Origin of the sequence: Exiguobacterium sp. s124 (genome assembly GCF_018617485.1) — a bacterium.
Lineage (GTDB): Bacteria > Bacillota > Bacilli > Exiguobacteriales > Exiguobacteriaceae > Exiguobacterium > Exiguobacterium aestuarii.
On sequence record NZ_JACSKH010000001.1, the window covers coordinates 1,346,056 to 1,358,912 of the forward strand.

The window sequence follows — 12,857 nt, forward strand, 5'->3', positions numbered from 1 at the left end:
TGACCGTTTTTTGTGTTTATGACTGTTTTCTTAACCACTCCACCACTTCTTGCACGAGTTTTGGATGAATTGGTTCATCAATCGCCTCGCGGTATTCTTTATGAAGCGTCAGAAGAGAATGCGGCGAATCTCGCTCCACGAGAAGGTGATTCATGTCATCGATGATAGAGGACGTAACCTCCCCTTTCGTCTGAATCATATGGACGTGTTCCGGTGGGACTTGTACGTCACGTCCCCCTGTAATCGCAAGGACCGGAACGGTGACATGTTCTAACCGCTCTCGTACGTCATACGAGGCATGTTCACGAATCCATTTCGCGTTCACGACTTGTCCCCGATATTTAAATGCGGATACGTTCGTACGTAAAGATCGCTCGAGCAAATCATCCTGTCGTTTCCTTACTTTTTTTGCCACGCCTGTCACTCGGTAAAACATGCCTTTCAATCCTTTGACCCGTTCGACATCCTTCGCTAAGGCGTCTGCTTGATACAAAAACATCTGTTTCGATGACTCATGGAATCCTGATAATAAAATGAGTCCATCCGCTTTCGTTTCAAGCTGAACGGCAGGTGCGAGGACTGCCCCCTCGCTGTGGCCAAGTATATAGAGATGGTTCACGTCCGCTAGTTGCCTAATCGTTCGCACCACAAGAATCGCATCGTTAATCAAATCATGTAGCCCGACCTTATTAAAGTCACCATCCGACTTCCCGATTCCTTGCTTATCGTATCGGAACACGTTGTAACCATGATCGTATAGCGCCTCAGATAACTTGGCGTACGTATTAAAACCGACACCACCCATATTTCCGTCACGGTCACTCGGTCCGCTCCCGCTCAACATGACAATGGTCGCCCGAGGCTCCTCATGTGAAAGAAAAGTTCCTACAATCGTTCCGTATGCTGTCGTAATCGTCATCTCTTGTTTCATCGTATCGCCTCCACTTCTATCATACCCGAAACCGGCCACCAAAAAAATATGTCGTCGCCTGTGCCATTTCTTAACTAACCTTTTATCTCCTCAAAAAAGGTGCCCGCTCTCTCGAACGGGCACCTTGATTAATTCTTTACTTATACACCTTCGTACGCTGCGTACATAATCTCTTTCAATTCTTCGACGAGCGGCATTTTCGGGTTCGCCGTCGTACATTGATCCTCGAATGCGTCGACTGCCATTTTGTCAATCTTCGCGTCGAGTTCTGCTTTCTTAATGCCTTGCGCTTTGAACGATAGTTTAATGTTCAACCGTTGACCGAGCTCGATAATCGCTTGGACGAGTGACTCGACACCTTCAGCTGTCGTGCTTGCAGGAAGTCCGAGGTAACGTGCAATTTCTGCGTAACGCTCGTCTGCGATAAATGACTCATATTTCGGGAACGCCGCAAGTTTTGATGGGCGTGTCGCGTTGTAACGGATGACGTGTGGCATAAGGATTGCATTCGTACGACCGTGTGGTACATGGAACTCTCCACCGATTTTGTGAGCGATCGAGTGGTTGATTCCGAGGAACGCGTTCGCAAACGCCATACCAGCCATCGTTGAAGCGTTATGCACTTTCTGACGTGCTTCCGCGTCGCTACCGTTTTCATACGCTTTTGGTAGGTAGTCGAAAATCATCTTGATGGCGCGGAGGCAAAGGCCGTCCGTGTAATCGTTCGCCATGACTGAAACGTATGCTTCGATTGCGTGTGTCATGACGTCCATTCCTGTGTCAGCCGTAATCGATGCTGGTACGGTCATGACGAACTCAGGGTCGACGATTGCAACGTCTGGTGTGATCGCGTAGTCAGCAATCGGATATTTCACGTTACGTTTTTTGTCTGTGATGACGGTGAACGGTGTCACTTCAGATCCTGTACCAGAAGTTGTCGGGATTGCAATGAACATTGATTTGTTACCGAGTGTCGGGAACTTGTAAGTCCGTTTACGAATATCCATGAATTTCTGACGAAGGTTTGAGAATTTCTCTTCTGGACGTTCGTAGAAGAGCCACATCCCTTTCGCAGCATCCATCGGTGAACCTCCACCAAGTGCGATAATCATGTCTGGCTGGAAGTGACGCATCGCTTCGGCACCGTTCATGACCGTCTCAACAGATGGGTCTGGTTCGACTTGGTCAAAGATGCGATACTCGACGCCTGCAGGCAAGTTTTTGATAACTTTGTCAGCGAATCCGAGTTTGACCATCATTTCATCAGTGACGATCATCGCCCGTTTTTTCGTTGTGAGCGATTGAAGGTACTGTACTGAGTTTTTCTCGAAATAGATTTTTTCAGGTACTTTGAACCATTGCATATTCACGCGACGTCTCGCCACCTTTTTCACGTTGAGTAGATGTTTCGCCGTCACGTTTTCTGAGACGGAGTTCTTACCGTAAGACCCACAACCGAGCGTGAGTGATGGTGTCATTTCGTTATAAAGGTCACCGATTCCACCATGTGCTGAAGGTGAGTTGACGATGATGCGGCAAGCTTTCATGCGAAGACCGAATTCGAGGATCGCATCGTCATCTGTTGAGTGGATGACCGCTGTATGGCCAAGACCACCGATTTCGAGCATTTTTTCAGCGATGGCGAATCCTTCTTCACGCGATTGTACTTTATATGCACCGAGAACCGGGCTCAATTTCTCATGAGAAAGAAGTTCAGTTGCGCCGACCGTTTCAAGTTCAGCAATCAAGATTTTCGTATCAGCCGGTACTTTGAGACCTGCTTTTTCAGCGATCCACGCTGCTGGCTTCCCTACGATTTCTGGGTTAACTGCACATGTGTCCGTGCGGATTACGAGTGTTTCAAGTTTTGCTTTTTCTTCAGGTGAGCAGAAATAGCAACCAAGTGCCGTCATTTCGGCCTTCACTTCTTCGTATACTTCCTGGTCGACGATAATCGCTTGTTCCGACGCACAAATCATACCGTTGTCGAACGTTTTTGAAAGGATGACGTCAGAGATGGCACGTTTCACTTTCGCAGTCTTGTCGATATAGGCCGGTACGTTACCAGGTCCGACACCGAGTGCTGGTTTACCAGTCGAGTAAGCTGATTTGACCATCGCTGCCCCACCAGTCGCAAGAACCATTGCTACACCAGGGTGGTTCATGAGTGCTTTTGTTGCGTCGAGCGATGGAACTTCAACCCATTGAATCAAGTTTTCAGGAGCACCTGCCGCTACCGCTGCGTCACGAAGGACGCGTGCAGCTTCACTTGAGCATTGTTGAGCCGATGGGTGGAAGGCGAAGATGATTGGGTTACGTGTCTTGATGGCGATAATCGCTTTGAACATCGTGGTCGATGTAGGGTTTGTGACCGGTGTGACCCCAGCGACGACACCGACTGGTTCTGCGATGTACGTGATTCCGTTTTGAACATCGTCTTCAAGGACGCCAACCGTTTTTTCTCCACGGAGTGAGTTGTAAATATATTCTGTCGCAAAGATGTTTTTGATCATCTTGTCTTCAAAGACACCGCGACCTGTTTCTGTATGTGCTAATTTCGCAAGTGCGACGTGTTGCTCAAGTCCAGCGAGCGCCATCGCTTGTACGATATGATCGATTTTCTCTTGGTCGAACGTCATCAACGTATCGAGTGCGACGTGTGCACCCGCTACGAGCGTATCCACCATTTGTTCTGCCGTAGTTTCCACTTTTGCTTTCTCTTTGACTGCCATGTTAGGTTCCTCCTCATAATTGAGAGCTTTTAATGAACATATTGACTTGATGGAAGACACAATGTGATGACTACTTTCAAGAGATTGTGCTTTCCTTCACATTCATAGAATACAATGTTTTTCAGAGTCTGTGGGTGACAACAATGTGAACTCTTTCACAATATTTTTTCGCCATTTGTTGATAGCTCTTGATTTTTATATGCGTCCTCAGTAAAATCGAATACGTTTTCATGAAAATGTAAGTTACCACATATGTAAACGCTTACATTAATTGTGTCTGTTGTATCTCTTTTAAGATGTATCAATCGTCACATCAACCCGTTTTTAGGTTCAACTGCACCTAACTCGTGTATAATGAAAATAGAACCTAACTAGGAAGTGAATCTACTATGCCGAAACAAGATGCAGCGGACCAGTTCGTCAAACTAATCCCTTTAATTCGTCGTAAACTGCTACGTCGATCTGATTTTCCACAAATCCCGAACTTGAACTTCTCTCATTTCCATCTATTGATGTTGATTGAGGACGAGGGGGCTGTCACGAACGGTCGAATTAGCGAGACACTCTCCATCGCACCGCCGAACGTCACCCCGCTCATCACGAAACTATTGAATGAGGGCTATATCACGCGCGTACCGGACGAACGGGATCGTCGGGTCATTTGGAATCAATTGACAGAGAAAGGTGAACGTATTTTACTCGAACGGAGAGACTCGTTCCGCAGACTCTTCGAGGAACGTCTCGCCTTTCTAAATGAAGATGAAACCGATCGACTCATTGACAGTCTGAAGACGCTCACCGAGATTGTTGAGAAGATGGATAAAGGTGACGAGTAAAACTTCTCTCGTCAATTCACGCAACTTCTTATATAATCTGTAATGAATCTACGTACAAATGGAAAGAGAGATGACATGTAATGGGTCGTAAATGGAACAACATTAAAGAGAAGAAGGCGTCGAAGGACGCTAACACGAGTCGCGTCTATGCGAAGTTCGGTCGCGAGATTTATGTGGCCGCCCGTCAAGGGGAACCTGATCCTGAGTTGAACCAGTCATTAAAGTTCGTTGTGGAGCGTGCGAAAACGTATAACGTGCCTCGTGCAATCATCGATCGCGCCATCGATAAAGCAAAAGGTGGCGACGAGGAAAACTTCGATGAACTTCGTTATGAAGGATTCGGACCGAACGGTGCGATGGTCATCGTCGATACGTTGACGAATAACGTGAACCGTACAGCATCTGAAGTCCGTGCCGCATTCGGTAAAAACGGAGGAAACATGGGTGTCAGCGGTTCGGTCGCGTACATGTTTGATGCGACAGCAGTCATCGGTGTGAACCAAATGTCGGCAGATGACGCCTTTGAACTTATGATGGAACACGACCTTGACGTCCGTGACGTCATCGAGGAAGACGAGACGGTCATCGTCTATGCCGAGCCAGAAGCGTTCCATGCTGTTCAGACTGCGTTCAAGGCTGCTGGGGTTGAAGAGTTTGCCGTGGCGGAGTTGACGATGCTTCCACAAAATGAGGTATCGCTCGATGACGAATCGAAAGAACAGTTTGAAAAATTAATCGATGTTCTCGAAGACTTGGAAGATGTGCGCCAAGTCTATCACAACGTCGACATGTAACATGCCAGCGATAACTTTCACGAGTTATCGCTTTTTTCATATTCGATTTGACAAGGGTCACGTCATATGTTAAATTTCAAAAAGTCTTTATCATATTAAAGTGATACCAAGAGAAAGAAAAGTGAAAGGTGTTGGATCAATATGAACGCAGTACTACTTGCTGTTATCGTCTTGTTTGCACTCGCCATCAGTCGTGTGCACATTGTATTGTCCTTAATATTAGCTGCGCTAGTCGGAGGGCTTGTTGGAGGGCTTGGGTTTAACGATACGTTGACCGCTTTCAGCGATGGTCTTGGTGGCGGAGCGAGCATCGCCCTTAGTTACGCACTTCTCGGTGCATTTGCCGTTGGATTATCGAAGACGGGTCTACCGGACGTCTTAGCTGAGAAGTTGATCGCGATGTCTGGTCGTGACGTATCAGGCAAACGCGTGAGTTATGTCAAAGCGTTCTTACTGTCGCTTCTCTTATTGTTGTCAATCAGTTCACAGAACGTGCTTCCAATTCACATCGCCTTTATCCCGATCGTGATTCCGCCGTTACTCGTCTTATTCAATGAATTGAAATTAGATCGCCGTCTCGTCGCAACTATTTTGACGTTCGGTCTCGTAACACCTTATATGTTGCTACCTGTCGGGTTCGGCGGGATTTACTTGAACGAGATTTTGATTGCAAACGTCGAAGCGAACGGTTTGGCTGTCGGAGACGTCAATATCGTCTCGATTATGGGAATCCCAGCGTTAGGGATGGTCGTCGGTTTGATTGCCGCGTTCATTCACTACCGGAAACCACGTTCGTACGAAACAATCGCACTAGGACCAACTGATTATGAAGTTCGTCAAATGAGTGGTTTCAAGATGATCATGACGCTCGTCGTTGTTCTAATCGTCCTCATCGTCCAATTGCAGACGGAGTCGATGATTGCATCGGCGGTGACAGGATTGATCTTGCTTTCCATTTTCCGCCTCATCCCATGGTCAGAGGCGGATGACATCTTCACGAGCGGGATGCGTATGATGGCATTCATCGGTTTTGTCATGATTGCCGCTAGTGGATTTGCAGCCGTCATTCGTGAAACCGGCGCTATCGATCCACTTGTCAATGGCGCGAGCAATTTGATGGGTGATTCTAAAATGATTGCGGCTCTCGTCATGTTACTCGTCGGACTCGTCATCACACTTGGAATCGGGTCGAGTTTCTCAACCATTCCAATCATTGCGGCGATCTTCGTACCGCTTTGTGTACAGTACGGCTTCTCTGTCGAGGCGACGATTGCTATCATAGGGACTGCAGGTGCTCTTGGTGACGCCGGAAGTCCTGCGAGTGACTCGACACTCGGTCCTACGAGTGGATTGAACGCTGACGGTCAACACGATCACCTTCGCGAAACTGTTTGGCCAACGTTCTTACACTACAACATTCCACTCATCATCTTCGGTGTGATTGCCGCGATGGTGCTTTGATCATTTTTTCCGTCGTGAATAAATGGTTCCTAATAGAATCAGGATGAGAATAAACCAGATTCCCGTATACATGAGGATTTCGGTGAACATAAAACTCCTCCTAAACAAAAGATAAGGAGCGACGGCAGTCGCTCCTTTTTATGATGAGGTTTTTAAGACGGTCTTGCAAGTATCGAGATACGCATCGACCACTTCCGCCACTTCTCGTCCTTCTCGAATTGCCCATACGATTAAGCTTTGACCTCGTTTCGCATCCCCAGCTACAAAGACGTTGTCCACTGCTGTATGAAAATCCTTCGTCTTCTCGACACCAATTTTTCTCAACTCGTGCTCCGGACGCTCAAACCCGATTGCGACGAGGACAAGGTCCGCAGGGTACGTCTCCATCGAGTCTTCTTCTACGAAGAATGTCGCTTGACCATCTGGGTTGACCACTTTCGTCATTCGTTCCGTTTCGATCCCGGTGACTCGCCCTTCTTTCGTAACGATTTGGTTGGAGCGAATCAAGTACGTCCTCGGGTCTTTCTCATAGACCGCGAGTGATTCAGCGTACGCATAATCGGTCGTGAGCGTGTCAGGTTGAAGCGGCCAAGGTTTCTCAGGGGCACGAAGCAACCCTTTTGATGGGTGCTTCCCAAACTGAACGACTGATTTTGCGCCTTGACGAATCGCCGTCGCCACGCAATCGGCTCCTGTATCTCCACCTCCGATGACGATGACGTTTTTATCTTTGGCATCGTAAACGGAGGCGAGAGAAGCTCCTTTACGTTCATGCATCGATGCCGTCAAATAATCCATCGCCATTTCAACGCCAACAGCATCATCGTCGTCGATCCCGAGCGTGCGTTGTTTCTGAGCCCCTGTCGCAAAGATGACCGCATCGTAATCGCTCCGAAGCGATTCGACCGTCACGTCGGTACCGACTTCCACGTTCGTCCGGATGACGATGCCCTCTTGTTCGAGTAAACGAACACGACGTCTTACGACATCTTTATCGAGTTTCATATTCGGGATTCCATACATGAGGAGTCCGCCAGCTTCATCCGCCTTTTCGATAATCGTGACCGAGTGCCCAAGTTGATTCAATTGATCGGCTGCAGCCAACCCGGCTGGACCACTTCCAATGACGGCGACCGTCATCCCGGTCTTTCGATGGACCGGTCTCGGTTTTACCCAGCCTTCCTCAAATGCCCGGTCAATGATCGTTCGCTCAATCGATTTAATGGCAACCGGATCTTCACTGATCCCGAGTGTACATGATCCTTCACACGGTGCAGGACAAACTCTTCCCGTGAACTCGGGAAAGTTGTTCGTCTCCATCAATCGATGGTAAGCACCCATCCAGTCCGCTTTCGTGACGAGTTTGTTCCATTCTGGGATATAGTTGTGGATCGGGCAACCGATCGTCTCCTGACCAATCAAATCGCCGACGTGACAGAACGGTGTGCCGCAGTCCATACAGCGTGCGGCTTGTTGTTGGACGGATTGATCATCCATACGAGACGCATATTCATCATAATCCCTCACTCGCTCCTCGACATGACGTTCTGGCAGCGTCGTTCGCGCGATGTTCAAAAAGTTATGTTTCATACGGTACCTCCTTCAGTCACGACACGGAACAATTCAAGTGCTCGGTCGGCCTCACTCAATTCCGGACGATTCGCCTCAATTTGACGCATCACGTCTAAGACGTTCGCATAGTCTCTCGGAACGACTTTCACAAAGTGTGAACGTACTTGTTCAAATGTCTCTAAAATCGTCCGCGCTTTGACACTGTCCGTGTGGAATTGATGTGCCTCGAGAAGCGCATAAATTTGTTCCATGTCCTCATCATCCAGTTCTCGTACGACGGAGACGAGTTCATTATTCACGAGTTGTTCATAGGCTTGCGTGCCGTAAATATAAGCTGTACCACCAGACATACCGGCTGCAAAATTTCGTCCAATCTGTCCAAGTACAAGGACCGTTCCTCCGGTCATATATTCACACCCGTGATCCCCAACGCCTTCGACGACTGCCGTCGCACCAGAGTTACGAACGGCAAACCGTTCGCCGACGTGGCCGTTAAAGAACGCCTGACCGCTCGTCGCTCCGTATAAGCAGACGTTACCGGCAATCATTTGTTCACTTTCATCGAACGGGGCATGTTTCTCGGCAATCAAAGCAAGTTTCCCACCACTCAAGCCTTTGCCGATATAGTCATTCGCATCCCCGATGACAGAGATGGTGATCCCGCTTGGTAAAAATGCTCCTAGACTCTGTCCGGCAGATCCGCTAAGCCGAAGCGAGATCGTATCGTCAGGTAGGCCTACCTGACCATGAACTTTCGTCACTTCAAACCCTAACTGCGTTCCGACCGCCCGATCCGTATTTCGGACCCGCCCTACGAAGAACGTCGGTTGGGTAGAAGTGATGGAGCGTGATACAGCAGGGATGAGCTTGCGATGGTCATAAGAGCGGTATGCCGGATGCGGTAGTTCTTCTCGTTCTGGTAACGGAGTCGGCATCGAGAGCATCGGGGACAAATCTAAACGCCCCGCTTTCGGATGATTCGTCTTCCATTCACTTTCTTCGAGTAAATCCGTCCGACCGATCACGTCGTCAAGCGATGTCACACCGAGTGATGCTAAAATTTCTCGGACTTCCTCAGCCAAGAACGTCATCAAATTGATGACATGTTCCGGTTTCCCCATAAATTTCTGACGAAGTACGGGGTCTTGTGTCGCGACACCGACCGGGCAAGTATCTAAGTGACAAGCGCGCATCATGATACATCCGAGGACGACGAGTGGTGCTGTCGCGAATGCAAACTCTTCCGCCCCGAAGATTGCCGCCATGACGATATCGCGGCCAGTCATGAGCTTCCCGTCTGTCTCGAGCGTGACTCTACCTCGTAGCCCATTCAACGCGAGCGTTTGATGTGTCTCGAGGAGACCGAGTTCCCACGGGAGTCCTGTATGCTTGATGGACGTCTTCGGAGATGCACCGGTTCCTCCATCGTATCCACTAATGACAATCGTATCCGCGTTCGCTTTCGCCACGCCCGCTGCGATCGTTCCAACTCCTGATTTCGAGACGAGTTTGACACTGATTTTTGCATTCGGGTTCACATGCTTCAAGTCAAAGATCAGTTGCGCTAAATCCTCAATTGAATAAATATCGTGATGCGGAGGCGGCGAAATGAGACCGACGCCTGGAACCGACCCCCGAACTTCAGCGACCCATGGATACACCTTGTTCCCTGGAAGTTGTCCGCCTTCCCCAGGTTTTGCACCTTGGGCCATCTTGATTTGAATCTCATCGGCATGGTACAAATATTCGGCCGTCACACCGAAACGTCCACTCGCCACTTGTTTGATACGACTGATCCGTTCATTTCCAAACTCGTCCGGCACGAAGCGGGCACGGTCTTCCCCGCCCTCACCCGAGTTACTTTTCGCACCGATTTGGTTCATCGCGATGGCGAGCGTCTCGTGTGCTTCTTTCGACAATGACCCGAACGACATCGCTCCCGTTTTAAAGCGACTTACGATTGACGTGATCGGTTCCACATCATCAATCGGTACCGGACGTTGTGTCTTAAAGGAGAACAATTGACGGATGAACTGTCCCGAAGACTCGTGCAATTTCACGTAGGCATCATAATATTTTCGTTCATTTTCACGGCAAGCGCGTTGTAACAAATGAATCGTCTTCGGATTGAACGCATGTTCTTCCCCGTCTGAACGCCACTGAAAATCACTGCCCGCTTCAAGCGGACGATTCGTCTCATAGGCAGATTTATGGAGTGATTTCGCCTCATCTTCTAATTCAACGAATCCAATCCCTGATAGTTGGGACGTCGTTCCCCGGAAATGTGTTTCAATCATATCTCGGTCGAGGCCGACAGCTTCGAAGATTTGAGCCCCACGATAACTTTGAATCGTCGAGATTCCCATTTTTGACATGATTTTGACGATCCCCTCAACGACCGCCTTTTGGTACGAGCGAACAGCCTCTTCAAATGAATGAGCAATCTGCTCATTCTCCACCAAGTGTTGAATCGTCGCATAGGCAACGTAAGGATATACCGCATCGGCCCCATATCCGATCAAAGTCGCTGCCTGATGCACTTCTCGAACTTCTCCACTCTCGCAAACGAGACTACAGTTCGACCGCAAGTTCTCCCGAATCAAGTGTTGGTGCACCGCACTGAGTACGAGAAGCGCAGGCATGGCAATCCGGTCATGTGACACGAGGCGATCAGATAGAACGATTACGTTCGCGCCATTTCGTACGACCTGGCTGACGTTTTGTAAAAGGGCTTCAAGCGACGCCTCTAAATCATCCTCGAACGTTGTATCGACGCGTGTGAGCTTGAGTCGCTCATCGATTTGATTGAGTGTCGCACCGTCAATGATTGGATGATCCAACCATACTCGTTTGGCATGGCCACGTCCGGTATGGACCGGATCTCCTTGCGGACCGATCCAAGTAAATGTCGCCGTGACGATTTTCTCCCGTAAGGCATCGATTGGCGGATTCGTCACTTGAGCGAAGTGTTGTTTAAAGTAATGGAAGAGCGATCGAGGGCGTGTGGAAAGAACAGCAATCGGTTGATCGTGTCCCATCGACCCAATTGGATCTTTCTCGTCTTGGATCAACGGAATCATGTACTGTTCAATGTCCTCTTTTGTATACCCAAATGCACGTTGCACACGTTCGAGTTCTAAGACACTCTGCTCCTGAACACCTCTGTCCTCCATTTTCATCATTTGTTTGAGCCATTTATGATACGGCTCAGACTTCGCAATCGTCTCTTTAATCTCCTCGTCGGGAATCAAACGTTTCTCAATCAAGTCGATCAAAAGCAATTGTCCAGGTCGTAGTCGCTGTTTTGATTTGACGTTTTCGGCGTCGACTGGAATGACCCCTGTCTCTGATGACAGAATCAACTCTCCATCCAACGTCTCGACGTAACGCATCGGCCGTAACCCGTTTCGGTCTAAGATTGCCCCGATTTGTCGCCCGTCCGTGAAGACGACCCCTGTCGGACCATCCCACGGCTCCATAATCGACGAATGGTATTGATAGAAGTCACGTTTGAACGGCTCCATCTTTCCTTCAACAAACGGTTCAGGAATCAACATCATCGCTGTGTGCGCAATCGAACGACCCATGCGTGTGAAGAATTCGAAGGCATTATCGAGCATCGACGAGTCACTCCCGTCCTCCTGAAGGACAGGGAACAAATGGTTCACGTCTTCAAACAAGTCTGTCGATGTGACCCCTTCGCGCGCTCGCATCGCATCAATATTGCCTCGTAACGTATTGATTTCTCCGTTGTGGACGATCATGCGGTTCGGATGGGCTCGTTCCCAGGAAGGAAACGTATTTGTTGAGAATCGTGAATGGACGATTCCGAACGTGCTCTTGTAGTGTGGAGATTGCAAGTCCAAATAAAAAGCGTCGATTTGAACAGGCGTCAACATCCCTTTATAAACAATCGTTTTTGTCGATAAACTTGCAATATATAAGTGTAACGATTCGACTTTTTCAATCTTTCGACGGAGTTCATAGAACACACGTTCATTCGCATCTTCATCGAGGAACGGACATGAGATAAACCACTGATAGATGACTGGTTGTGTCACACGTGCATGTTCTCCGATTTGCGTCGAATCCACGGGAACTTCTCGCCACTCGATGGTCGAGCAGTCTAATTCATCCGCCATACGCTCCATCAATTTGATTTTTTCTTGTAGTCGATCTTCAGATGGCTGAAAAAAAACCATTCCGACAGCGTAGCGACCGAGTGACGGAAGGTTCATCGTTTGCGTAAACAATTCATGTGGGATTTCGGTCATGATACCTGCACCATCGCCGGCATCGATGACACCTTGTCCTCCTCGGTGCTCCAAGTTGCATAACATCGAGAGGGATTTACGGACAATCTCATGTTTTTTTAGTCCGTGTAGATTGACGTATAATCCAATCCCGCATGCGTCTTTTTCAAATCTTGAGTCATACAGTCCAACTCGACTCATATCATCGACCCCTTTCACTCACAGTTTCGTAATTAACATTCTGTTCTAAATATTCTGAAAAATCAAGGGGACTGTAT

7 protein-coding genes are annotated in these 12,857 nt (G+C 48.5%); 3 read left to right on the forward strand and 4 right to left on the reverse strand.

Annotated features, from left to right (window positions below):
- Window positions 1–16: 16 nt before the first annotated feature.
- Both KNO85_RS07050 and adhE read right to left on the reverse strand, forming a co-directional pair.
- Window positions 17–931: an alpha/beta hydrolase gene (locus KNO85_RS07050; RefSeq protein WP_214788324.1), complete on the reverse strand. Its 915-nt coding sequence runs from the start codon at window positions 929–931 to the stop codon at window positions 17–19.
- Window positions 932–1,071: 140 nt separating this feature from the next.
- The gene (adhE, locus tag KNO85_RS07055) at window positions 1,072–3,663 is read right to left on the reverse strand and encodes a bifunctional acetaldehyde-CoA/alcohol dehydrogenase (protein WP_214788327.1); all 2,592 of its coding nucleotides are present in this window, start codon (window positions 3,661–3,663) and stop codon (window positions 1,072–1,074) included.
- A 389-nt stretch (window positions 3,664–4,052) separates the two neighbouring features.
- On the opposite strand from adhE, the gene KNO85_RS07060 reads away from it, so the two are divergent.
- The 3 genes from KNO85_RS07060 (at window position 4,053) to KNO85_RS07070 (ending at window position 6,754) form a co-directional block, all read left to right on the forward strand.
- Window positions 4,053–4,499, forward strand: a complete 447-nt coding sequence (locus KNO85_RS07060) for a MarR family winged helix-turn-helix transcriptional regulator (protein ID WP_031423822.1) — start codon at window positions 4,053–4,055, stop codon at window positions 4,497–4,499.
- An 80-nt stretch (window positions 4,500–4,579) separates the two neighbouring features.
- Complete coding sequence (locus tag KNO85_RS07065; protein ID WP_214788330.1) at window positions 4,580–5,293, forward strand: YebC/PmpR family DNA-binding transcriptional regulator; 714 nt, start codon at window positions 4,580–4,582, stop codon at window positions 5,291–5,293.
- Between the two features lie 141 nt (window positions 5,294–5,434).
- Window positions 5,435–6,754, forward strand: coding sequence for a Na+/H+ antiporter family protein (locus KNO85_RS07070; RefSeq protein WP_214788333.1), 1,320 nt, complete (start codon window positions 5,435–5,437; stop codon window positions 6,752–6,754).
- 138 nt (window positions 6,755–6,892) lie between these two features.
- Here the strand turns inward: KNO85_RS07070 and KNO85_RS07075 are convergent, their stop codons facing one another.
- Together KNO85_RS07075 and gltB are read right to left on the reverse strand one after the other, a co-directional pair.
- Window positions 6,893–8,344, reverse strand: a complete 1,452-nt coding sequence (locus KNO85_RS07075; RefSeq protein WP_214788336.1) for a glutamate synthase subunit beta — start codon at window positions 8,342–8,344, stop codon at window positions 6,893–6,895.
- Window positions 8,341–12,780, reverse strand: a complete 4,440-nt coding sequence (gene gltB / locus KNO85_RS07080; protein WP_214788339.1) for a glutamate synthase large subunit — start codon at window positions 12,778–12,780, stop codon at window positions 8,341–8,343. The genes KNO85_RS07075 and gltB overlap by 4 nt, the downstream gene beginning before the upstream one ends.
- Between the last annotated feature and the right edge of the window lie 77 nt (window positions 12,781–12,857).